The 21454-nt window shown below is 71.2% G+C and carries 23 protein-coding genes and 1 pseudogene; 14 read left to right on the top strand and 10 right to left on the bottom strand.

Going from position 1 to position 21454, the window contains the following annotated elements:
* Positions 1-83 precede the first annotated feature (83 nt).
* The 6 genes from NLX86_RS20445 (at position 84) to mscL (ending at position 5839) form a co-directional block, all read left to right on the top strand.
* On the top strand, positions 84-1634 hold the full coding sequence (locus tag NLX86_RS20445) for a potassium/proton antiporter (RefSeq protein WP_254373184.1): 1551 nt from the start codon (positions 84-86) through the stop codon (positions 1632-1634).
* A 260-nt stretch (positions 1635-1894) separates the two neighbouring features.
* Positions 1895-3208, top strand: a complete 1314-nt coding sequence (locus NLX86_RS20440; RefSeq protein WP_254373183.1) for an MFS transporter — start codon at positions 1895-1897, stop codon at positions 3206-3208.
* A 66-nt stretch (positions 3209-3274) separates the two neighbouring features.
* Positions 3275-3628, top strand: a complete 354-nt coding sequence (locus tag NLX86_RS34790; protein ID WP_254373182.1) for an FmdB family zinc ribbon protein — start codon at positions 3275-3277, stop codon at positions 3626-3628.
* Positions 3629-3721: 93 nt separating this feature from the next.
* Positions 3722-4555, top strand: coding sequence for an S-methyl-5'-thioadenosine phosphorylase (locus NLX86_RS20430; protein WP_254373181.1), 834 nt, complete (start codon positions 3722-3724; stop codon positions 4553-4555).
* 219 nt (positions 4556-4774) lie between these two features.
* A complete protein-coding gene (locus NLX86_RS20425) occupies positions 4775-5236 on the top strand; it encodes a hypothetical protein (RefSeq protein ID WP_308409618.1) in 462 nt (153 codons plus the stop codon).
* Between the two features lie 120 nt (positions 5237-5356).
* Positions 5357-5839: a large conductance mechanosensitive channel protein MscL gene (gene mscL / locus NLX86_RS20420; protein ID WP_374213916.1), complete on the top strand. Its 483-nt coding sequence runs from the start codon at positions 5357-5359 to the stop codon at positions 5837-5839.
* Between the two features lie 7 nt (positions 5840-5846).
* On the opposite strand, the gene NLX86_RS20415 is transcribed toward mscL, so the two are convergent.
* The gene (locus NLX86_RS20415) at positions 5847-6044 is read right to left on the bottom strand and encodes a hypothetical protein (protein ID WP_254373178.1); all 198 of its coding nucleotides are present in this window, start codon (positions 6042-6044) and stop codon (positions 5847-5849) included.
* 130 nt (positions 6045-6174) lie between these two features.
* A complete protein-coding gene (locus NLX86_RS20410) occupies positions 6175-6675 on the bottom strand; it encodes a DUF5949 family protein (RefSeq protein ID WP_254373177.1) in 501 nt (166 codons plus the stop codon).
* Positions 6676-6983: 308 nt separating this feature from the next.
* On the opposite strand from NLX86_RS20410, the gene NLX86_RS20405 reads away from it, so the two are divergent.
* Complete coding sequence (locus NLX86_RS20405) at positions 6984-7421, top strand: DUF6299 family protein (RefSeq protein ID WP_254373176.1); 438 nt, start codon at positions 6984-6986, stop codon at positions 7419-7421.
* A 158-nt stretch (positions 7422-7579) separates the two neighbouring features.
* Here NLX86_RS20405 and NLX86_RS20400 read toward each other — a convergent pair whose 3' ends face one another.
* The 3 genes from NLX86_RS20400 to NLX86_RS20390 form a co-directional block, all read right to left on the bottom strand.
* Complete coding sequence (locus NLX86_RS20400) at positions 7580-7762, bottom strand: hypothetical protein (protein WP_254373175.1); 183 nt, start codon at positions 7760-7762, stop codon at positions 7580-7582.
* Positions 7763-7861: 99 nt separating this feature from the next.
* Positions 7862-9922, bottom strand: a complete 2061-nt coding sequence (locus NLX86_RS20395; RefSeq protein ID WP_254373174.1) for a SpoIIE family protein phosphatase — start codon at positions 9920-9922, stop codon at positions 7862-7864.
* Between the two features lie 378 nt (positions 9923-10300).
* Entirely contained in the window at positions 10301-11308 is a 1008-nt protein-coding gene (locus NLX86_RS20390; protein WP_254373173.1) for a DUF3344 domain-containing protein, read from the bottom strand.
* Between the two features lie 235 nt (positions 11309-11543).
* Here NLX86_RS20390 and NLX86_RS20385 point away from each other — a divergent pair, with 235 nt between their 5' ends.
* The 3 genes from NLX86_RS20385 (at position 11544) to NLX86_RS20375 (ending at position 12815) form a co-directional block, all read left to right on the top strand.
* Positions 11544-11777, top strand: a complete 234-nt coding sequence (locus tag NLX86_RS20385) for a chaplin (protein WP_254373172.1) — start codon at positions 11544-11546, stop codon at positions 11775-11777.
* 101 nt (positions 11778-11878) lie between these two features.
* Positions 11879-12361, top strand: a complete 483-nt coding sequence (locus NLX86_RS20380; RefSeq protein WP_254373171.1) for a chaplin — start codon at positions 11879-11881, stop codon at positions 12359-12361.
* A 139-nt stretch (positions 12362-12500) separates the two neighbouring features.
* Positions 12501-12815 (top strand): hypothetical protein, encoded by a 315-nt coding sequence (locus NLX86_RS20375; RefSeq protein WP_254373170.1) that lies wholly within the window; start codon positions 12501-12503, stop codon positions 12813-12815.
* A 113-nt stretch (positions 12816-12928) separates the two neighbouring features.
* Here the strand turns inward: NLX86_RS20375 and NLX86_RS20370 are convergent, their stop codons facing one another.
* Positions 12929-13747 carry a hypothetical protein gene (locus NLX86_RS20370; protein ID WP_254373169.1) on the bottom strand — a complete coding sequence of 273 codons (819 nt, stop codon included), beginning with the start codon at positions 13745-13747 and terminating at the stop codon, positions 12929-12931.
* A 340-nt stretch (positions 13748-14087) separates the two neighbouring features.
* Between NLX86_RS20370 and NLX86_RS20365 the strand changes: the two genes are divergently transcribed.
* The 3 genes from NLX86_RS20365 (at position 14088) to NLX86_RS20355 (ending at position 16569) form a co-directional block, all read left to right on the top strand.
* Positions 14088-14474 (top strand): rodlin, encoded by a 387-nt coding sequence (locus NLX86_RS20365; RefSeq protein ID WP_254373168.1) that lies wholly within the window; start codon positions 14088-14090, stop codon positions 14472-14474.
* A 117-nt stretch (positions 14475-14591) separates the two neighbouring features.
* Positions 14592-15662 carry a P1 family peptidase gene (locus tag NLX86_RS20360; protein ID WP_254373167.1) on the top strand — a complete coding sequence of 357 codons (1071 nt, stop codon included), beginning with the start codon at positions 14592-14594 and terminating at the stop codon, positions 15660-15662.
* Between the two features lie 145 nt (positions 15663-15807).
* On the top strand, positions 15808-16569 hold the full coding sequence (locus NLX86_RS20355) for a DUF6227 family protein (protein WP_254373166.1): 762 nt from the start codon (positions 15808-15810) through the stop codon (positions 16567-16569).
* 32 nt (positions 16570-16601) lie between these two features.
* Here the strand turns inward: NLX86_RS20355 and NLX86_RS20350 are convergent.
* From NLX86_RS20350 to NLX86_RS20335, 4 genes and pseudogenes are all read right to left on the bottom strand, one after another.
* Positions 16602-16886 (bottom strand): annotated as a pseudogene (locus tag NLX86_RS20350) (PTS lactose transporter subunit IIC); the annotation flags it as partial.
* Between the two features lie 64 nt (positions 16887-16950).
* Entirely contained in the window at positions 16951-17898 is a 948-nt protein-coding gene (pfkB, locus tag NLX86_RS20345; protein WP_254373165.1) for a 1-phosphofructokinase, read from the bottom strand.
* Positions 17895-18656: a DeoR/GlpR family DNA-binding transcription regulator gene (locus tag NLX86_RS20340; protein WP_254373164.1), complete on the bottom strand. Its 762-nt coding sequence runs from the start codon at positions 18654-18656 to the stop codon at positions 17895-17897. Before NLX86_RS20340 ends, pfkB begins: the two co-directional genes overlap by 4 nt.
* Before the next feature lie 177 nt (positions 18657-18833).
* Positions 18834-20333 (bottom strand): MFS transporter, encoded by a 1500-nt coding sequence (locus tag NLX86_RS20335; protein ID WP_254373163.1) that lies wholly within the window; start codon positions 20331-20333, stop codon positions 18834-18836.
* A 58-nt stretch (positions 20334-20391) separates the two neighbouring features.
* On the opposite strand from NLX86_RS20335, the gene NLX86_RS20330 reads away from it, so the two are divergent.
* A complete protein-coding gene (locus NLX86_RS20330; protein ID WP_308409620.1) occupies positions 20392-21357 on the top strand; it encodes a YafY family protein in 966 nt (321 codons plus the stop codon).
* Positions 21358-21454: the final 97 nt, after the last annotated feature.

Below are 21454 nucleotides of genomic sequence, written 5' to 3'. Positions count from 1 at the left end.
GGGCGGGCGGGCGCGTAAAGAACGCGTCAAAGATTAGGTAAGGTAACGAAGTACCTGCCGCCGGTGGAACGATCCGGCAGGCGTTGAGGGATTCGAGGGAAAGGCCGGCCCTGACTGTCCACCAGCTCAATGAGCTCCTGCTGATCTGCTCGCTCGTCCTGCTCGTCGCGGTCGCGGCGGTACGTGTCTCGTCGCGCAGCGGGCTCCCCAGCCTGCTCATCTACCTCGGCATCGGTATCGCCATCGGTCAGGACGGCGTCGGTGGCGTCGTCTTCGACAATGCCGCGCTGACGCAGGTCATCGGCTACGCCGCCCTCGTGGTGATCCTGGCCGAGGGTGGTCTGGGCACGAAGTGGAAAGAGATCAGGCCGGCGCTGCCGGCCGCCGCCGCGCTGTCGCTGGTCGGCGTCGCGGTCAGCGTCGGCGTCACGGCGGCGGGCGCGCACTATCTGGTCGGGCTCGAGTGGCGGCAGGCGCTCATCATCGGTGCGGTGGTGTCCTCGACGGATGCCGCCGCGGTCTTCTCCGTCCTGCGGAAGGTCCCCCTGCCGTCCCGGATAACGGGTGTGCTGGAAGCGGAGTCCGGCTTCAACGACGCCCCGGTCGTGATCCTGGTGGTGGCCTTCTCGACGGCCGGCCCGGTCGACGAGTGGTACGTACTCGTCGGCAAGATCGCCCTGGAGCTGGCGATCGGCGCGGCCATCGGGCTCGCCGTCGGCTTCCTCGGTGCGTACGGGCTGCGCCATGTGGCCCTGCCCGCCTCCGGCCTCTACCCGATCGCGGTGATGGCCATCGCGGTCGTCGCCTACGCGGCCGGCGCGATGGCGCACGGCAGCGGCTTCATCGCCGTCTATCTTGCGGCGATGGTCCTGGGGAACGCCAAGCTCCCGCACTGGCCCGCCACCCGCGGGTTCGCGGACGGGATCGGCTGGATCGCCCAGATCGGCATGTTCGTCCTGCTCGGACTGCTGGTGACCCCGCACGAGCTGGTCGCGGACTTCTGGCCGGCCGTGGTCGTGGGACTGGTGCTGACCGTGATGGCACGGCCCCTGTCTGTCTTCGTCAGCCTGCTGCCCTTCCGGCTGCCGTGGCGGGAGCAGGTCCTGATGTCGTGGGCGGGCCTGCGGGGCGCGGTGCCCATCATCCTGGCCACCATCCCGATGGTGGCGGAGGTCGAGGGCAGCGACCGGATCTTCAACATCGTCTTCGTGCTGGTCGTCGTCTATACGCTCGTCCAGGGGCCGACACTGCCCTGGCTGGCCCGCAAGCTGCAGCTGGGCGATTCGGACACCGCGGCCGACCTGGGCGTCGAGTCGGCGCCGCTGGAGAGGCTGCGCGGCCATCTGCTGTCGGTCGCCATCCCCGAGAAGTCGAGGATGCACGGCGTCGAGGTCAGCGAGCTGCGACTGCCGCCCGGCGCCGCGGTCACCCTGGTCGTACGGGACGGGAAGAGCTTCGTACCGGCGCCCACTACCGTGCTGCGGCGGGGCGACGAGCTGCTGGTGGTGGCGACGGATCCGGTGCGGGACGCGGCGGAGGCGCGGCTGCGCGCCGTCGGGCAGGGCGGAAAGCTGGCCGGGTGGCTGGGGACGGGCCGGAATGGACGCAGACACGGACCCCGAAGCTCCGGTTAATCGCAGGTGAACGATCCCCCGTGTATGCGCAATCACAGGCACGCAAGGCCAATTTCCCTGTAGCATGAAGGCACACTGATCGACCAACTCTGCCTGACGCAGAGCTGGCGCGACCGCTCGGCGGCCGCGGCCCCCCCTCCGCTGGGGATGGCCCTGGTATCTACCCCGGTCCTGCGCGTGAGGACAGCTCTCGGGGCTCCCGTACGGCTCACAAGGCCTGTGACGGGGGAGCACTACCAGGCAGCAGAAAGGCAAGGACCGTGCCAACCACGGTCAACACCGTCGCGGTCACCGCCAAGGACTCCCGCCCGGGATACGGGCAACTGCTGCGCACACCCGGCGCCTGGGGCTTCCTGCTGCCCGGCTTCGCCGCCCGCCAGCCCTTCGCGATGCTGACCATCGGCATCGTGCTGCTCGTGCAGCACACCACCGGTTCGTACGGAAGCGCCGGCATCGTCGCCGCGGTCACCGGCGTCTCCATGGCGCTGTTCGCACCGCAGAGCGGCAAGCTCGCGGACCGCTTCGGACAGAGCGCCGTACTGCTGCCGGGTGTCCTGGTGCACGCGGCCTCCGTCAGCGCGCTGACCGCTCTCGCGCTCGTCGGCGCCCCGATGTGGGCCCTCTTCGTCGCTGCCGTCCCGGCCGGTGCCTCCGTCCCGCAGGTCGGGCCGATGGTGCGGGCCCGCTGGGCCGCGAAGCTGGAGGGCTCGCCGCTGATGTCCACCGCCGCCGCGTTCGAGTCGGTGACGGACGAGTTCACGTTCGTCATCGGCCCGGTGCTGGCGACGGCGCTGTGCGTCGGCGTGCACCCCGCGGCCGGCCTGGCCGCCGAGGCCGGCCTGACGCTGGTCGGCGGCCTGTTCTTCGCGGCGCAGCGGCGTACGCAGCCGAAGCCGAGCCGCGGCTCCGGCACCGCCGCCGGCACCGACGCCGCACCGCACACCTCCGCGCTCTCCGTGCCGGGCGTGCGGGTCCTGGCGATCGCGTTCCTCGGGATCGGCGCCGTCTTCGGCGGCATGCAGGTCTCGCTCACCGCGTTCTCCCAGGAGATCGGCAACCCCGGCGCGAACGGTCTGCTGTACGGCGTCTTCGCGGCCGGCAACATGCTCGCGGGCATCGCCTGCGGCGCCATCGCCTGGAAGTCCGGCCCGCGCAGGCGCCTGCTCCTCGGCTACACCGCGCTGACCCTGGCGACCTCGGCCCTGTGGGCGGTGCACTCCGTACCGGTGCTCGGGGCGCTCGGCCTGCTGGTCGGCCTGTGCATCGCGCCCGCGCTGATCACCGGCTACACCCTGGTCGAGAAGCTGGTCCCGGCCACCGCCCGGACCGAGGCCTTCACCTGGCTCACCGGCGCGGTCGCGCTCGGCCAGGCGGCAGCTGTCACGGTGGCCGGCCGGCTGGCCGACGCCCACGGCGCGAGCGCCGGCTTCGTGGTGCCCCTGGTGGGCACGGCGCTGGCGCTGGCGACCCTGGTGGCGCTGCGTTCACGGCTGTCGCCGAGGGCGCCGGGCCGGATCGCGGCTCGGGGGACTCGTAGTGGTATCGGTCACCGCGTGCCGGTGACGGTGGACTGATCCAGTGGAATACGTCAGTATGGAACGTCGTTAGCACTCAATGAGTGAGAGTGCCAGGAGGAGCAAGTGCCGACCTACCAGTACCAGTGCACCGCGTGCGGCGAGGGCCTCGAGGCGGTGCAGAAGTTCACCGATGACGCCCTGACCGAGTGCCCGAGTTGCGAGGGACACCTGAAGAAGGTGTTCTCCGCGGTCGGCATCGTTTTCAAGGGCTCCGGGTTCTACCGGAACGACAGCCGCGGCTCGTCGTCGAGCAGCGCACCGGCCGCCAAGCCGGCGGCTTCGACGTCGGCCTCGTCGTCTTCGGGCTCTTCGTCCTCGGGCTCTTCACCGGCGTCGTCGTCCGCCTCGTCGTCGAGCTCCACGAGCTCCGCGAGTGCCGCCGGCAGCTCCGCGGGCAGCTCCTCCTCGGCTGCCTGAGGCTTCCGCCTTCCGCCGGGGACCCCGTCGTACTTCATGTACGGCGGGGTCCCCGGCGTTCTTCGCGACCGGACAGGGCCTAGGGTGATCGCCATGGCGAACGCAGAGATCGGCGTTATCGGCGGCTCGGGCTTCTACTCCTTCCTGGAGGACGTGTCCGAGATCGAGGTGGACACCCCGTACGGAAAGCCGAGCGACTCCCTTTTCCTTGGTGAAATAGCGGGCCGGCAGGTTGCCTTCCTCCCCCGTCACGGCCGCGGGCACCACCTCCCGCCGCACCGCATCAACTACCGCGCCAACCTGTGGGCACTGCGCTCGGTGGGCGCGCGCCAGGTGCTGGGACCGTGTGCGGTGGGCGGGCTGCGGGCGGAGTACGGGCCCGGGACGCTGCTCGTACCGGACCAGCTCGTGGACCGTACGAAGGCGCGTACGCAGACCTACTTCGACGGCGAGCCGCTGCCGGACGGCAGCATCCCCAATGTCGTCCACACGACGTTCGCCGACCCGTACTGCCCGGTCGGGCGGGCGACGGCGCTCGCGGCGGCGCGCGGCCGGGACTGGGAACCGGTGGACGGCGGGACGCTGGTCGTCGTCGAGGGGCCGCGCTTCTCGACCCGCGCGGAATCGCAGTGGCACGCGGCGATGGGCTGGTCGGTGGTGGGCATGACCGGGCACCCGGAGGCGGTGCTCGCCCGGGAGCTGGGGCTCTGCTACACCTCGCTGACACTGGTGACCGACCTGGACGCGGGCGCCGAGACGGGCGAGGGCGTCTCGCACACCGAGGTGCTCAAGGTATTCGGCGAGAACGTGGGGCGGCTGCGCGACGTGCTCTTCGATGCGGTGGCGGAGTTGCCGGCCACCGAGGCGCGGGACTGCCTGTGCACCCATGCCCACGACGGCTGGGACCTGGGCTTCGAGCTGCCGTAATCACCTTGGAGGGTGGGCGAGTTCTCCACACCGGGGTACTCGTCCACAGGGCTCGGCGGGATCGGGCGGGACAGGGGATCGTGAGGGCTGTTCGGTCGTTCGGCCGAAGTCCCGCACACGGCAGGCGGTGTAGCCATGTCCCCCACCTCCCTCCCCACCTCCTCTCCTACGTCCTCCCTTCCCGCGCCGCATCCCGCTCCTCCGCCGCGCGTCGTGCCGATGTTCGCTCCCCTGCGGGTGCGCGGCGGTGCGCACCGGCTGCGGCGGGCCGTGCGGCGCAGGCGACGGGCGATGGCCGCGGGGCTGGCGATGGCCGCAGCGGCGATGGCGGCCGGGTCCGGGCCTCCGGTCAGTGCGGCGGCAGAGGCGGCAGCCTCGCCGGCCGGGCACCGGCCGGCCGCGGTGAAGCGGGTTTCCGCTCCGGTACGGATCGCGGACGCGGCGACGGTACGGCTGCTGCGCCCCGGCGACCGGGTGGACGTGGTGGCGGCCGACTCCTCGCCGGGCGGGGACTCCCGGGCCCGTGTGGTCGCGGCGTCGGCGCGGGTGGCCGAAGTGCCCAGGCCGGACCGGGCGGTGGAGGACGGCGGGGCGCTGGTAGTGCTGTCGGTCCCCCGCACCACGGCGACGGCGCTCGCGGGCGCCGGCGTGACCTCTCAACTTGCGGTGATCGTGTGCTGAATCGCACGGATACGCAGTCACGTCATCAGATCGCGCACATCGACTGGACGGTGATCCCCCGCGCTGCCGTAGGTTTCGGAGCGGTTTGTTCCGTGTCCTGTGCAGGCGACGAAGGGTTCAGTGGTGAGCGAGAAGAAGGTCGGCGTCCTGGAGGGCTTCAAGGTCTTCCTGATGCGGGGCAACGTGATCGACCTGGCGGTCGCCGTCGTCATCGGCGCCGCGTTCACCCAGATCGTGAACGCCGTGGTCAAGGGCCTTATCAACCCGGTGGTCGGCGCCTTCGGCACCAAGGACCTCAACAAGTACACCTACTGCCTCAAGGACCCGTGCAAGATCGACCCCAAGACGGGCGAGGCCGCGTCGGGCATCCCGATCATGTGGGGCTCGGTGCTCAGCGCGACGCTCAGCTTCCTGATCACCGCCGCGGTCGTGTACTTCCTGATGGTGCTGCCCATGGCGAAGTACCTCGCCCGACGGGCGGCCCGGGAGGCCGCGAAGGAAGGCGCGAAGGAAGTGGTCGAACTGACCGAGCTGGAGGTCCTGAAGGAGATCCGGGACGCCGTGGTCGCGCAGCGCGACTCGGGTTCCGGGCGCGAGCGGTAGCCAGAGCTCAGAAGTGGTGGGGCGGCTTCTCGTCGAGGAAGCGGGCCAGATCGGTGGCGCTGTCACCCGCAGAAGGCCGCTCGCCCCACCCGCGGTCCGTATCGTCCGAGGACTGCTGGTCCGTCGGATCGTCGAAGACCAGCGCCGGCTTGGGCTGGGAGTCGTGCTTCGACGCGCGCGGTCCGGGGGTGGGGGCGGTGCTCATACCTCCAGGGTACGGCGCCCTCGCGGTGGCGGTCGGCGTGACGCCGGTGGAGCGCGACCGGGGAACCGCCGCCGTACTGGAACCCCGTGGGCCGGTCACCCTCGGGCGACCGGCCGGCTCCGGGGTCGGGTCACTTACGCAGCCGGGTCACCGGCAGCAGGCAGTGCGCCGCCGTGGTGAGGGTCTGCTCGTCGCCCACGAATGCCTTGAGCATCTCCTCGCTGACCGGCTTGCCCGGCGTCGCCTCCGGCCACGGGCGGCTGGCCAGCAGGAAGTAGACCTCTTCGTGTTCGTTGGCCGACTGCAGCCACTCCGGCGGGGCGGGGCACTGGGCGCTCAGATACGGCATGTTGAGCACGGCCTGTCCGCCCTCGACCAGAAGTTTGACCGGCAGGCTGGGAACGCGGGTGCCGTCCAGCACTCCGCCACCCACCGACAACCCGCATTCCACGATCAGCGCCCGGACGGCAGCCTCCCCCGCTTCGGGTCCGTCCGTTCCGTCTCCGAGCGAAAAAGCGAGCAGATAGGGAATGTTCTGCCCTTCCGCGGGATCGCCGATCCATGTGAGCACCGAGAGGGTGCCCAACTGGCCTCGCTGAAAGCTGCTTGCTGCAGTATGAGTTGAGGTCATGGCTCGGCACCCTAGTGGCCCCGTAGGCCCCCTTCCGGCGCATATTCACCTGGACGGACGAATGCCACCGGTGCGCATACACGAACGTGGCGGCGGGAATTCCCCGTGACCTTTTCCCGGCGTACGTCGTTGCACCATCTGATTCCGGGGCGGCGGTGTGGTGCCGCTGTCCGCCGCCCCGGAGCATCCTCGCGCGTGAATTCCGCGTGCACGCGGACGACACGACCCCTGGCGCATCGGTTTCATCGCACCGAAGCGCAAAACTGGCGAACCCAGAACATTTCGTTTTCCAGTTCACGGAGGCAGTCATGCGCATGCTCGGCACAGTGGTGGGCGGCATTCTGGTGGCCGCGGCATTTCCGGTCGCGACCGAGGCGGCGGAACCCTACGACAGTGTGTCCGTCCAGCAGTACGGACACCTCGCCGCGGACGGGCTCGTCACCCTGTCCGGCACCTACCGCTGCATCAACGACTCGGGGTCCGGTCCGGTATTCGTCGCGACCACCCTCAAGCAGAACAGCGCGTCACACAGCATCGGTGGCAGCACCGCCGTCTGCGACGGACAGGAGCACCCGTGGACCAACACCGGGAAGGTCGACACCCGGAGCACGGAGGGTGCCGTGTACGCGGCGGGGGCGGCGCAGGTGGAGGCCAGGCTGATGTCGCTCCGCACGGCGGGCGGCTGGCTCCCCCTGCCGCACTTCCTCGCCGGCCAGGAGAGCCCGGTCACGCTGGTCGGCCCCTAGGGCCTCTCGTTCGGATCTTGCCGGGCTCGCGTGCCCTGGCACGCACATCTGCTGCGTTGTCGTCAGTCGCCAATGCTCCGCAGTGGCTCCTTCCTCCGCCTTGCAGCTGCACGCACCAGACCCCGCTCACTGATCCGGCCTGATCCAAACGAAAGACCCTAGGGGGCCGCGCCCGGCTCCTGGTCGCCGCAGTCGGGTCCGATGCCCACGACGGACATGAAGGCCACGGCCTGGCAGTTCGGGCCGCCGAGGGGGCTGCCGGACGTGTACGCGGCCACGGTCGGCAGACCGGCGGCCAGGAGCAGGAGCACCAGCAGGCCCATGACGGTCGTCCTACTCATCCATCGCATGGCTGATTCCGTTCCATGCATCGATGTTCGCCCCACCTCGCACCCTCCACAACTCGGCGTGTCGCGACAGACACCCTGAGCAACCTCTGGCTAGTGCCCCGCCGCCGCGGGCGCGGTGAACTCGCACCACACCGCCTTCCCGTCGCCGCGGGGCTCCACCCCCCAGTGGCTGGCCACCGCGTCGACGAGCAGCAGCCCCCGGCCGGTGGTGGCGGCCTCCCCGGGCGTCCGGCGCCGTGGCCAGACGCTGGAGCGGTCCTTGACCCAGAGGCGGATGCGCCGTACCGGCTCGGGCAGCACCTCCAGCGTGAGCACCGCGCCGCCGTCGGTGTGCAGGAGGGCGTTCACCAGCAGCTCCCCGGCCGCCAGCTCCACATCGTCGGCCAGCGCCGCCATGCCCCAGTCCCGCAGCGCCTGGCGCAGCGCGTACCGGGCCTCGGAGAGCCCCTCCGGGTCGGCCTGGTGGACGTACTGGTGGATGCGCGGCGCACGGTGGGTGCCCGGGTCCGGTTCCCGGCGCAGCACCAGCAGCGCCACGTCGTCGCCGGAGCCCCAGCGCTGCCACAGCCTGTCGGAAAGGTGGTCGGCCAGTTCTCCCGCCCCCTGGGGGCCGGTGCGCACCTCGTGCGCCAGGGCGTCCATGCCGTCGGTGATGGCGAGCCCCGGCTCCTCGACGAGGCCGTCGGTGCACAGCACCAGCGTCTCGCCGGGCACCAGGTCGAGGCGGGTCTCCGGGTACTCCTCCTGCTCGAAGACCGTGGCGAGGCCGAGCGGCAGTCCCCCGCGCAGATTCGGCCACCCGGTCCGGCCGTCGTTGTGCCGGATCAGCGGCCCCAGGTGCCCCGCCCGTACCGCCCGTACGCCTCCGGTCTCCAGGTCCACCTGGGCATACGTGCAGGTGGCGAAGCGCTGCGTGTCGAGTTCGGCGAGGAACCGCGAGGCGCGCGCCAGCACGGTGGACGGGGGATGGCCCTCCCCCGCGTACGCACGCAGGGCGATCCGCAGCTGGCCCATGATCGCGGCGGCATGGGTGTCGTGCCCCTGCACGTCGCCGACCACGATGCCCACCCGCCCCCGGGGCAGCAGGATGACGTCGTACCAGTCACCGCCGACCTCCCGGCCGCCCCACGCCGAGTGGTAGCGGACCGCGATCTCGCCGCCCATGATCTCGGGGATACGGCGCGGCAGCATGGCCGCCTGAAGGCCGGTGGCGTACTCCCGCTCCTGGTCGAAGAGGATGGCCCGCTGCAGGGACTGGGCGACGATGCCCGCGAGGCCCAGGAGGAGGTTGCGCTCCTCGGGGCTGAAGTCCGTGCGCCGCCGGTAGAAGAGCGCGAGGCCGCCGACGGACCGGGCCTGGGCGACCAGCGGAAGATAGACGGCGGCGTTGTATCTGAGCCTCGGCAGATAGGGCGCCAGCAGCGGAAACTTGTCGGCCAGATCGGACAGCGAGCTCACGAACCGCGGCTGCTGGGTCAGTACGGCCTCACCGAGCGGCAGCGACTTGTCGAGCTTGTTGAAGCGCAGGTCGTCCAGGATCTCCAGGGACTCCCCGCTCAGCGCGATGACCTTGAACGCGTCGCCCTCGACCAGGCCGAGGGCGAGCCCCTGGGCGCCCAGCCGCTCCAGCCCGCCCGCGCCCGTCAGCACCGCCGTCACGTCGTCCACGGTCACGGCCCGCGACAGTGCCTCGGTGGTGCGCTGGACGATCGTCGTCTGCTTCTGGCGCTGCGCCTCGAGCGAGCGCACCAGCGTGGAGTGGGCGAGCTCGGCGGTGGCGTCCCGGACGATCCCGATGATGCGGCGGGCCCGGCCCTGGCCGTCCCGCAGGATGCGCCCCTGGGAGTGCGACCACTGCTCGGTGCCGTCGCGGCGGGTCATTTTGAAGTACGCGCCGTACTGCTCCTCCCCGGTGTGCAGCGCGTGCTGCACGGCGGCGTCCAGCCGTGCGCCTTCTTCGATCGACACCCGGGCACTGAGCGTCTGCGGCTTCAGGTCGTACTCGGACCGCTCCATGTCGAACACGGCAAGCCCGGCGTCATCGAGGTCGAACGTCGCCCGGTCCAGATCCCAGTCGAAGCTGCCCATCCGGTTCATGGCCAGCCGCTCCCCCGGCCCGATCACCGGGCCAGTCGGCTCTGCCTCTGCCATACGGCCCTCCGGAGGTCCGCCGGGAGGCCCGGGTCAGTCTGTCTGGCGGTAGGGACCACTGCGCCAGGGGCCGGGCCACGTGGGCTGCGAGATCAGTCTCTCCCACTCTGCATCAGGATGCCCAGGGAGTGTCCGGCCGGCTTCTCGCCAACGGTTCAGAAGCGCGAGATAGATGGTCGACTGCACGGCCGCAGGCGAGGGCGGGGGCGGGGGCATGGGCGCGGGCACACCCACCGGCGCGGACGGGTACGGCTCCGGGTCCGTGCGGCTGGCGGGGATACGTACCCAGCCCCGCCCGTGCGCTCGCTCCGGGTTCACGGCCGATCCTGGATCGGAAACGGTCCAGCCAAGACAGCAGCCCTCACAGTCAGTTGCTTTTCACCGCGGGCGCGTGTCCGCCTGTACGAAGAGCACGCCCGCGAAGTAGCCCGGACCCGCGGCATGGAAGAGGAAGTCCAAATGGTCGCCACCGCGGGTCAGGGCCGGCTCGAGGTCGAAGACGTCGGAGTCGTATCCCGGCGTGTTCACCTGGGCGGGCTCCCGGCCGACAGCGGTGCGCCCGAGATCCGCGATCGTCGAATTCATCAGGTCGACCGCCGGATTGGCGGAATCGCCGAGCCAGACGCGACGCCCGCCGCCCGCCTCGACACTCAGCGCGTCCCCGAGCGCCCCCCGGTCGCCGTCGTACCCCACCACACCCACCCGGCCGGCCCCGTACGCCGGGATACGCAGGCCGCCGAGGCGCACCGAGGCGCTTCGGCGGGTGGGTCCGAGGGCTTCGAAGCCGTCCCAGAGCGACAGGTGCCGCAGCGGTTCCCGGCTGTTCTCGTACGCGACGACGAGCGACCAGCCGCCCCATACGCCGGCCTCGGTGTGGCCCCCGGCGCTGTTCAGCTGAGTCACGGTCCACAGGCCCGAACGGCTCTCCCGCACCAGGTGTGTGACGTCCGCGGAGGCCTGGTAGGCGTCGCTGCCGTCGGCGGTGCGGTGGCCGACGCGGGTGTCCGCGAGGAGTTCTCTGTACGCGCCACCCGGCGCGGCGACGAGGGCCCGGCCGCTGTCCTTGGGCGGCTTCTGCTCGCCGACGCGCAGGTTTCCGCCCCAGTAGAGGCGGGCGTACGTCACCCGCGAACCGGGCGGCAGAGTCAACCGGGCGCGGCTGGACGGGCCCTGCGCGAAACGGGAGGTGACGGCGGCGTTGGCGGTCCGGACGATGCCCCCGTGCTGCACGGCCCGATAGCGCTGCGTGAAGGGGATCCCGACTGCCGATTCCTGCGCTGTCGGCGCGGCCGGAGTAGCCGTGGCCGAGGGAAGAACCACCGAAAGTCCCAAGCACGACAGCACGCCCAGGGCGCATCGCGCGGCGCGGCCCATCGACTTCGGCATGGCCCGGTCTCCATTTTCGATCAATCAACAAAGCTGGAGTGCACTTTGTCAGAAAGGGAGTTGGAAATCACGCCGCACTCACTCGTACAGCCCTTCGGGGGATGCCTCCGCATATTCCCGATTCCTTTCCGACCGGCGCTCGTTACCAGTCCTGCAGCGGTGTTCACGGACAGGGAACTGTGCGCGCAACGCGAAGGTCGTGTATGCGGCAGGCGCCACTGCGGGAAGGATCGAAATGAAGCACAAGAAGGCTGCCACGGTTGCTGCGGGCGTCATGATGACGATGGGAGCCGCTGCCCCGGCCGTCGCCGACTCGGATGCCGGCGCCGTGGCGGCCCACTCCCCCGGCGTGCTCTCCGGCAACGTGGTGCAGATCCCGGTTCACGTCCCCGTGAACGTCTGCGGCAACACCGTCAACGTCATCGCGCTGCTGAACCCCGTCTTCGGCAACGCCTGCGAGAACGACTGACCACAGCACCCTCCGCGGGTGAACCTCGGATGGCCCCGAGTGCACGGCGGTGCGCTCCGGGGCCACCTTGGATTCCAGCTGCCTGAAGACAGGAAATACCCATGCGACAGGTTCTGAGCAAAGGCATGCTCACCGCCGCGGCCGCATCGAGCTTGCTCTCGCTCGGTGCCGGCAACGCCCACGCGGACAGTGGTACCGCGAGCGACACCGCCCACTCTCCGGGCGTCCTGGCCGGCAACAGTGTCTCGGCGCCGGTCGACACCCCCGTGAACGCGTGCGGCAACACCGTCGACGTCGTCGGCGCCCTCAACCCCGCATTCGGCAACAAGTGCGCGTCCGACAGCGTCGACCCTCCCGAGATCCCCGAGATTCCAGAAACTCCCGAGCCGCGGCCGCAGACGCCGAGACCGGCTCCGCCGCGCCACGTCCCACCGCAGGTGACACCGCCCGCGCCCCCGGCACCTCGGCCGGACGTCCCCGAGCTCGCGGCCACGGGAACGCCGGAACAGCTCGCGGCCACAGCCGCGGTGGGCGGTGGGCTGCTGCTGGGCGGGGCGCTGCTGTACCGCCGACGACCGCAATAGCAGTTGATAAGAGAATCGCCGCATTTCGTCAATCGAATGTGCCCCAGAAAGGCCGGGGAGCGGAGTTTCCGTTACCGATAGGACTCGTTACCCATGGTGAAAGCGGTGTCGCAAGCACCGCCGGAGAAAGGGATTCGAAATGAAGTACGCCAAGGTCGCTGCGGTCCTCGCCGGTTCCGTGGTGGCGGTGGGAGGAGCCACTCCCGCGTTCGCCGCCAACGGCGCGTCCATTCCTCCCATGAGCCTCAACGGCGCCCTCGCGGAGACCCTCACCACCGGGACCGTCGTGAGCGCCTTGGAAGAGCAGGGCTCCATGGTGAAGTCGGTAGCGGACGCCGCCGGTGGCCTCAAGCGGGTTCACGACAACGCCCCGACGGAGGTGCTCAAGACGACCGGCGCGGTCGCCAAGAGCACCCCGATGCTGGGCGGGGTCAACCTGGGCACCCAGGGCTGAGCCTCTTCCCTGTGCAGACGCGCGTAACGACTGTGGCGCCACCGGCTTCCCGCCGGTGGCGCCACAGTCGTTACGCGGGTGGCGGGTCCGCGTCCGGACCCGCCACCGCTGCGTTACGGGGTAACCGGTACGGCCGGGGCGGCGGGTACGGCCGCGGGTTCGGCCGGGTTGGCCTGCTCCACCGGGGTGGCGGGCTCCGCCGGAGTCGCCGGAGCGGCGGGCTCCGCCGGGGTCGCCTGCTCCGCCGGCGTGGCGGGCTCGGCCGGGGTGGCCGGCTCAGCGGGCGTGGCGGGCTCGGCCGGGGCGGCGGGCTCCGCCGGCATGGCGGGCTCCGCCGGGTTGGCCGGGACTGCCACGGGCAGGGCGGGCATCGTCGGCAGGCCCGCGAGGTCCGCGGCCGGCAGACCGCTGCCGAGCACCGTCGCGACGATGTCGTTGACCAGTCCGGTCACGACTGCCGTGACCGAGGACGCCACATCGGCCTCGCTGCCGGAGGTGGCCGCCGCGATGAGCTCGTCGACCGCCTTCTGCAGGGCGACGAGCGCGTCGTCCACGACATCCGCGGACGCGACCGTGCTCTCGGTGCCGGAGGCGGGCGCGGGCGCGTTGGTGTCCGTCGACAGCGCGAGCGCCGCCTTGACGGCAGCTGCGTGCTTCGTCGCCTCGGCTTCGGAGAGCTGGCCGTTGTCCGCCTTGAGCACGTCCTCGAGCAGCTCGGTGACGGGAGCGAGCTCGGCGGACAGGCCCTTGATGGTCTTGACCTGAGCCCCGAGGGCTTCGGCCTGGGGGAGCGGAGCCTGGGCGGAGATCGCGGTGCGCGACCTTTCCTGTTGGTCGCTCTGCGCGGCGGCGGCGGGGCCGAACGCCGCGAAGATGAGGGCGGCGGATACCGCCGAGGGGACGAGGACGCGGGACATAGATGTGAAACGCACAGAAGTTCCTTCCGGTGAGTGCGAGTGATCTCTCACTCACCGTGAGAATGTCGCGCACGGAGCGCAACCGCGCGGACCACCCCATTCAGCCGAGGAAAGCTCCTTGAACGGCTCATGACCAGCAGGTTTCCGTTGGTCGGTGCATCTACTGCGTCCGTGTGAGCGGTACGGAGGGTGAGCGGCGCCGCCACCCCGCTCACGGAGCACAGAGGGCTCGCATTGCGGAGCAGCCGGCGCTCCGCGCGCGGGCCGTTCGAGTGAAGCAGCGGAACCAATCCTCCAGCGGGCAGTTGATCAGGGCGCTCCAGTAGCGGGCACTCGTGCGAAAAAAGGACGAAAAATGATCAAGAAGATGCTGGCCACCGCCGCGGTGACGTTCTCGGTTATTGGTGCGGGGGCTGCCATGGCCACCCCCGCCATGGCCATTGCCGACGACGACACGACGGTGAACGGCAACGGCGCCTCGCAGACCTACGGCAACACCGCCATCCAGGGCGACTACAGCCCGCAGATCGGCCTCATCCAGGGTTCGCTGAACAAGCCCTGCATCGGCGCCCTTGGCAAGGCGAACGTCGGCTCGGTCGTCGGCGTTGTGCCGGTCACCGTCCAGGACATCCTGACGTCCAACAACAACCAGCAGTGCGTCGAGAACTCCACTCAGATCGACGGCGACGACCCGCTGTCGCACATCCTGAGCGAGATCCCGGTCCTGTCGTCCAACGGCTGACCCGCGCTCCCCTTCACCGTCCGGGCCGCTGATGCCCGTGGAGCGATGCGACGAGACCCCGGCGGCTTGTGCTGCCGGGGTCTTGTCGTGCGTGCGTACGTGGTACGCATGGGCCTCATGGTTCGAGTAGACGCTCTGACGGACGTGGCCGGGCTCCGGGTCGGCCACGCGCGGCTGGCCGGAGACCGCGCGCTCAGCGGTACGACCGTCGTCCTGGCCCCCGAGGGCGGTGCGGTCGCCGCGGTGGACGTCCGGGGCGGCGGACCCGGCACCCGCGAGACGGACGCGCTCGATCCGCGCAATCTGGTGCAGCGCATCGAAGCCGTCGTACTGACCGGCGGAAGCGCGTACGGGCTGGACACCGCGTCCGGCGTGATGGCCTGGCTGGAGGAACGGGGCCGCGGGGTGCGGGTCGGGCCCGACCCGGCGCAGGTGGTGCCGGTCGTCCCGGCCGCCTGCGTCTTCGACCTGGGGCGCGGCGGCGACTGGCGGTCGCGGCCCGACGCCTCGGTCGGCCGCGCGGCCGTGGAGGCCGCCGCCGCGACGGCGGACGGCGCACCGGTCGCCGAGGGCAGCGTCGGGGCGGGCACGGGCGCGGTCGCCGGGGGGCTGAAGGGCGGCGTCGGCTCGGCCAGTGTGCTGCTCGACTCCGGGATCACGGTCGGGGCGCTGGTGGTGGTCAACTCCGTGGGCTCGGTGGTCGATCCGCTGACCGGAGTGCTGTACGGGCGGCTGCTGGACAGCCGGCCCGAGTTTCCCGCGGCAGAGGTCCACGCGGCGGCGCAGCGGCGGCTGGCCGAGGCACGGGCCGAGTCCGCGGAGCGGACGGCGGCTTCCGTGCGTCCGCCGCTGAACACCACCCTCGCGGTTGTCGGCACCGACGCCGTACTGACCCGCGCCCAGGCGCAGAAGCTCGCGGGGACGGCGCACGACGGGCTGGCGCGCGCCGTGCGCCCTGTCCATCTCCTCAACGACGGCGACACCGTGTTCACCCTGTCCACCGGAAACCGGCCGCTCGCCGCCCCCGCCGAGCCGGATCCCTTCGGCCTGGCCGAGCTCAACGGCCTCAACGACGTACTGGCGGCCGGAGCGGACGCGGTGACCCGTGCCGTCGTCAAGGCGGTGCTGGCCGCGGAGGGCGTGGACGGGCCCGGCGGAGTGTTCCCGGCATACCGGGACCTGTACTGACGTACAGCGAAAGGGAGTTGGCCGAGCAGGGCGGGAACTCGCCGTGCGGGCCGTACGTTTTTCCGAACCACGGACACGATGTCCGACCCAGGGGCTACGTTGAGCTTCCGCGAAGTAACATGCAGCGACGGCCTGGAGACCCACCTTGAGCGATCCGTACGAGACAACCGAGGCGCACCTCGAGCGACTCCTCGGCCGCGCCCTCAACTCCTTCGAACTGCCCGACGCCACCGTCGAACGTCTCGGTGCCGCGCTCGCGCACAGCAGTTCCCTGTACTCCTCGCACCACAGCTCGGCGTCCGGGCTGCACCGCGAGACGTACCGGCACACCTGTCTGCTCCACGACGGCAGCACACTCACCCTCTGGGAGCTGGCGTACCGCACCGGCGGCGACACCATGCGCTACGAGCTCTACGCGGACCAGTCGGAGGCCTGCCTTGCCGCGTCCCGGCTGGGCGGCGAACCGGGCGGCGGCGCGGTGGAGTTCGCGCTGTCGGCCGACACCGGGGAGGCCGACGAACTCGCCGTTCTCGGGGCTCTGCTGGCCACCCCGCCGACCGCGCCCCGGCGGGTGTACGTACCGGACGACTCCGCGGACCATGCGCGCCGGCTGCTGCGCCGCGCGGAGAACGGCAACCGGCCGGGCCAAGACATGGCACGGCTGCTGCGCGGCGCGTACGCGCACCGGATCACCCAGGCGTTCGGCCGGCAGTGCGCCGCCGACGGGCCGCGCGCGGGGGCCGCGTTCATGCTGTACGAGCACGGCTTCGTGCTCGCCGACGGCAGCGAGATCAGCCTCTGGGAGGTCGAGCACACGGCCACCCCCGACGGCCGGCACATGTGCGAGGTGTACGCCACGGAGGCGGGCGCGCGCGAAGCCATGGAGCTCCGCGCGCGGGTGCGCTGACGCGGGTGCGCTGACGCGGACGCGTCCGGGGGTCAGGCCGCCGCGAGGACCTTCGGGTCTTCCTCGGCGGTGACCGGTGTCGGCGTCGGCGCGGGCTTGCGCATGCCCTTGAGCAGGATCACCAGGGCCGTGGTCACGACTGTGCCGGCGGCGATCGCGAGCAGGTAGAGGGCCGGGTTGCCGAGCAGCGGGATGACGAACACTCCGCCGTGCGGGGCCCGCAGTGTGCATCCGAAGGCCATCGACAGGGCGCCGGTCACCGCGCCGCCCGCCATCGCCGCCGGGATCACCCGAAGCGGGTCGGCGGCCGCGAACGGGCCGCCGCTTCCTTCGGGTCGGCGGACAGGTCGAGGTCGACCAGCGCCGCGTTGATCATCTCGCTCAAGTCGTCGGCTCCGTCAGTGCCCGGTGCAGCGGGACGTCCGCGGTCACGGTGACCGCGGACGGGTCGAGGTCGGCGGGGGTGGGCATCACGCTGCCCGGCAGCTGCACCGCCGCCGCGCCGTGGGCGACCGCCGCGCCCAGCGCCTCCGGGCCCGTACCGCCCGCCAGGAGGAAGCCGGCGAGGGACGCGTCCCCCGCGCCGACGTTGCTGCGGACGGTGGCGACCGTCGCGCTGCCGAAGTACGTGCCCGAGCCGTCGACCAGCAGCTGGCCGTCCGCGCCCAGGCTGGCCAGCACGGCCCCGGCGCCGCGGGACCGCAGCTCCCGCGCCGCCTCGACGGCGTCGCCGATGGTGGTGAGGGGGCGGCCGACCGCCGCGGCGAGCTCCTCCGCGTTGGGCTTGACCACCTCGGGGCGCTCATGCAGCGCGGCGAGGAGGGCCGGGCCCGAGGTGTCCAGAGCGACGCGGGCCCCCGCCTCGTGGACGCGGGCGACCAGGTCGGAGTACCACCGCGGCCCGAGTCCGCGCGGGAGGCTGCCGCAGCAGGCGATCCAGTCGCCGTCCAGGGCGTGCATACGGACCGTGTCGAGCAGCAGACCGGATTCGGCGGGGGTGAGTTCGGGCCCCGGTGCGTTGATCTTCGTGAGTGTGCCGCTGGGCTCGGTGACCGCGATGTTTGACCGGGTCTGGCCCGTGATCTTCACGGCGGTGACGTCGATGCCCAGTCCACTGAGGAGTTCGGCGATCACCGCCCCCGGCGCGCCGCCGAGCGGCAGTACCGCGGTCGTGGGGTGCCCGGCGGCGGCCACCGCACGCGAGACGTTGACGCCCTTGCCGCCCGGGTCCAGCCGTTCGGAGCTCGCCCGCAGGACCTCGCCCCGGTCGAGGGACGCCACTTCGTACGTGCGGTCGAGCGACGGGTTCGGGGTGACGGTGAGGATCATGTGAGCAGCACCTCGGTACCGGCCGCCTTGATGGCGTCCGCGTCTTCGGGGCTGAGCCCCGAGTCGGTGATGAGCAGGTCGACATCGGCGAAGGAGCCGAAACGGGCGAAGTGTTCCTGGCCGGCCTTGGCGGAGTCGGCGAGCAGGACAACCCGCCGGGCCGCGGCGATCGCGGCGCTCTTGACCGCCGCCTCCGCGAGATCCGGCGTGGTCAGCCCGCCGTCCGGGCTGAAACCGTTGGTGGCGAGGAAGAGGACGTCGGCGCGGATCTCGGCGTACGCCCGCAGCGCCCACGCGTCGACGGCTGCCCGGGTACGGTGCCGGACGCGCCCGCCCACCAGGTGGAGAGCGATGCCCGGGTGGTCGGCGAGGCGGGCCGCGACGGGCAGCCCATGGGTGACGACGGTGAGCCCGGACTCGACAGGGATGGCCGCGGCAAGCCGGGCCACGGTCGTACCGGCGTCGAGGATGATGCTCCCCTCCGCCGGCAGTTCGGCGAGCGCGGCCCGCGCGATGCGGTTCTTCTCGTCGGCGGCGGTGGACTCGCGCTCGGCGACGTCCGGCTCGAAGTCGAGCCGCCCGGCCGGTATCGCGCCGCCGTGGACACGGCGGACCATCCCGGACCGGTCCAGGATCTTGAGGTCGCGCCGGATGGTCTCCGCCGTGACCTGGAACTCCTCGGCCAGCGAGAGCACGTCGACCCTCCCGCTCTCGCGGGCGAGACGGAGGATTTCCTGCTGGCGCTCCGGTGCGTACATGTGGTTTTACATCCGTTCCATGCCCGAATCTGTGGTTTCACCAACAGACTACGCCCGCGTTTCCCGTAAGTAAATACAATCGGACATGAGAGTGGGTCGAATCGGACGCATGCCCCGGCCCCTCGGCTGTTCAGCCGAGGGGCCGGGGCGACGGGCCGGGGCCGCGAGTGGGGGACGTCAGGAGACGAGGGCGGGTTCCTCGACCGGTGCCACCGCCGGGCTCGCGGCGGCTTCGGCCGCCTTCGGCCTCGCCGGCAGTGCGAACATCACCAGGAAGATGACCGCGAGCACCGCCACCACCCACCACAGCGAGTTCTGGAAGGCATCCGCGAAGGCCGTGCCCACCGCGCTCGGCGCCGGACGGTCGTCCATCGCGCCGAAGAAGACCACCGACACCAGGCCGAGGCCCAGCGCGTTGCCCATCTGCTGGGTCGTGTTGATCAGGCCCGAGGCCGAGCCGGAGTGCTCACCTGGCACCTCGGAGAGCACCGCGTCGGTGAGCGGCGCCACGATCAGGCCCATGCCGATGCCCATCACGACCAGCGGAAGCGCCATCTGCCACGGGTGGATGCCCGTGCCGTACCGGCCGGCCTCCCATATGTAGAGCAGCAGTCCGGCCGCCATCGTCAGCGCACCCGCCTGGAGCACCTTGCGACCGAAGCGCGGTACGAGCTTCTGTACGGACAGGCCGGCGGCCACCGACACCGCGAGTGAGAACGGGATACCGGTCGTACCCGCGCGCAGCGGGCTCCAGCCCAGGCCGATCTGCATGTACAGCGTCCAGACCAGGAAGAAGATGCCGCACGCGACACCGAAGGTGAGCTGCACGGCGACGCCCGCCGCGAAGCTCTTCACCTTGAAGAGCGAGAGCTCGACGAGGGGCGAGCCGTCCTTGCGCGCCTTGTACTTCTCGTACGCGACAAACCCGCCGAAGACCGGCAGACTGCCCGCCATGCAGAGGTAGCCCCACAGCGGCCAGTCCAGCTCCCGGCCGCGGATCAGCGGGTACAGCAGCATCAGCAGGCCAAGCGTGGCGAGCGCGACACCGACCAGGTCGAGGCGGAGCGCCTTCGGGGCCTTCGACTCGGTGATGAAGCGGTGGCCCAGGATCAGGCCCGCGATGCCGACCGGGAGGTTGATCAGGAAGATCGGGCGCCATTCGAGGCCGAAGAGGTTCCACTGGGTGAGCAACGCGCCGAGCATCGGGCCGGAGACCGCGCCGAGACCGACGACCGCGCCGAACATCCCGAAGACCTTGCCGCGCTCGTGCGCCGGGAAGGTGACGTGGATGATCGCCAGCACCTGAGGCACCATCATCGCGGCCATCGCGCCCTGGAGGAGGCGGGAGGCGACCAGCATCTCCGGGTTGGCGGCGAAGCCGCACAGCGCGGAGGCGAGCGTGAAGCCCGCGATGCCGATCAGGAACATCTGCTTACGGCCGTAGATGTCGCCCAGCCGGCCGCCCGTGATCAGGCCCGCGGCGAACGCGAGCGCGTAGCCCGCGGTGATCCACTGGATCGAGCTGAACGTCGCGGACAGGTCCCGCTCGATGCTCGGGATCGCGATGTTGACGATGGTCACGTCGACCAGGTCCATGAAGGCCGCGGTCATCACCACCGCGAGCGCGAGCCAGCGGCGGCGGTCTGCGGAAGACTGGGCTGGGGCTTGGGATGTCATGCGACGAACGTAAACCCGATATAGGACAGGTCACGTCCTAGTTCGCTGCCATCCTGGACTGATGACAGACACCCCGGCACGACTGCTGAATCTGCTCTCGCTGCTGCAGACCCCGAGGGAGTGGCCCGGCAGCGAACTCGCCGAACGGCTTCGGGTCAGTCCCCGGACGATCCGGCGCGACATCGACCGGCTGCGCGAACTCGGCTACCCGGTGGAAGCGTCCAAGGGCGCGATCGGCGGCTATCGGCTGGTCGCGGGGGCCGCGATGCCGCCGCTGCTCCTCGACGACGAGGAGGCGGTGGCGATCGCGGTGGGCCTGCGGGCGGGCGCGGGCCATGCGATCGAGGGGATCGAGGAGGCGTCCGTACGCGCCCTTGCCAAGCTGGAGCAGGTGCTGCCGTCCCGGCTGCGGCACCGGGTGACCACGCTCCAGTCCGCCACCATTCCGCTCACGCGCGGAGACGGGGCGACCGTGGACCCGCAGACGCTGACGGTCATGGCTTCGGCCGTCACCGGGCAGGAGCGGCTGCGGTTCGCGTACCGGGCGGGCGACGGGACGGAGAGCCGGCGGCTGACGGAGCCGGTACGGCTGGTCTCGACGGGGCGGCGGTGGTACCTGGTGGCGTACGACCTCGGCCGCGACGACTGGCGTACGTTCCGGGTGGACCGGGTGAGCGAGCCGTTCGCGACCGGCGCGCGGTTCGCTCCGCGCGCGCTGCCGACCGGTGACGCGGCGGAGTTCATCAAGCGGTCGATGTCCCGGTTGCAGCCGGCGTACCGGGTGGAGGTCTCGTTCGCCGCGCCCGCGGAGTTCGTGGCCGCACGGCTGCCGGCTTCCCTGGGGGCGCCGGAGCCGGTGGACGAACGCACGTGCCGACTGCGGACCGAGTCGGCGGACTCGCTGGAGTGGCTGGCGCTGCGGCTCGCGCTGATCGACTGCGAGTTCACGGTGCGCGCGCCGGTGGCGCTCGTCGAGTACGTCTCGGAACTCGGCGGCCGGCTCACCCGCGCGGGCAAGGCGTAACGCGGAAGAGCCCCGGAACGGAAGGGCCCCGACACCTGGGGGGATAGGTGCCGGGGCGGGACCCCGACACCTGGGGGGGATAGGTGCCGGGGCCGTT

It is taken from the genome of Streptomyces sp. A3M-1-3, assembly GCF_024213665.1.
GTDB lineage: Bacteria > Actinomycetota > Actinomycetes > Streptomycetales > Streptomycetaceae > Streptomyces.
The sequence above is the reverse complement of the archived record's forward strand: the minus strand, read 5'-3'. Positions and strand labels throughout refer to the sequence as shown.

Excerpts from the sequence above, each read along its gene's own strand:
- pfkB (WP_254373165.1), bottom strand. The coding sequence starts at position 17,898 with ATGATCCTCACCGTCACCCCGAACCCGTCGCTCGACCGCACGTACGAA.
- NLX86_RS20410 (WP_254373177.1), bottom strand. The coding sequence starts at position 6,675 with ATGACCTCAACTCATACTGCAGCAAGCAGCTTTCAGCGAGGCCAGTTG.
- NLX86_RS20400 (WP_254373175.1), bottom strand. The coding sequence starts at position 7,762 with ATGAGTAGGACGACCGTCATGGGCCTGCTGGTGCTCCTGCTCCTGGCC.
- NLX86_RS20360 (WP_254373167.1), top strand. The coding sequence starts at position 14,592 with ATGGTTCGAGTAGACGCTCTGACGGACGTGGCCGGGCTCCGGGTCGGC.
- NLX86_RS20375 (WP_254373170.1), top strand. The coding sequence starts at position 12,501 with ATGAAGTACGCCAAGGTCGCTGCGGTCCTCGCCGGTTCCGTGGTGGCG.
- NLX86_RS20415 (WP_254373178.1), bottom strand. The coding sequence starts at position 6,044 with ATGAGCACCGCCCCCACCCCCGGACCGCGCGCGTCGAAGCACGACTCC.
- NLX86_RS20380 (WP_254373171.1), top strand. The coding sequence starts at position 11,879 with ATGCGACAGGTTCTGAGCAAAGGCATGCTCACCGCCGCGGCCGCATCG.
- NLX86_RS20365 (WP_254373168.1), top strand. The coding sequence starts at position 14,088 with ATGATCAAGAAGATGCTGGCCACCGCCGCGGTGACGTTCTCGGTTATT.
- NLX86_RS20405 (WP_254373176.1), top strand. The coding sequence starts at position 6,984 with ATGCGCATGCTCGGCACAGTGGTGGGCGGCATTCTGGTGGCCGCGGCA.
- NLX86_RS20425 (WP_308409618.1), top strand. The coding sequence starts at position 4,775 with ATGTTCGCTCCCCTGCGGGTGCGCGGCGGTGCGCACCGGCTGCGGCGG.
- NLX86_RS20395 (WP_254373174.1), bottom strand. The coding sequence starts at position 9,922 with ATGGCAGAGGCAGAGCCGACTGGCCCGGTGATCGGGCCGGGGGAGCGG.
- NLX86_RS20430 (WP_254373181.1), top strand. The coding sequence starts at position 3,722 with ATGGCGAACGCAGAGATCGGCGTTATCGGCGGCTCGGGCTTCTACTCC.
- NLX86_RS20385 (WP_254373172.1), top strand. The coding sequence starts at position 11,544 with ATGAAGCACAAGAAGGCTGCCACGGTTGCTGCGGGCGTCATGATGACG.
- NLX86_RS20335 (WP_254373163.1), bottom strand. The coding sequence starts at position 20,333 with ATGACATCCCAAGCCCCAGCCCAGTCTTCCGCAGACCGCCGCCGCTGG.
- NLX86_RS20340 (WP_254373164.1), bottom strand. The coding sequence starts at position 18,656 with ATGTACGCACCGGAGCGCCAGCAGGAAATCCTCCGTCTCGCCCGCGAG.
- NLX86_RS20390 (WP_254373173.1), bottom strand. The coding sequence starts at position 11,308 with ATGCCGAAGTCGATGGGCCGCGCCGCGCGATGCGCCCTGGGCGTGCTG.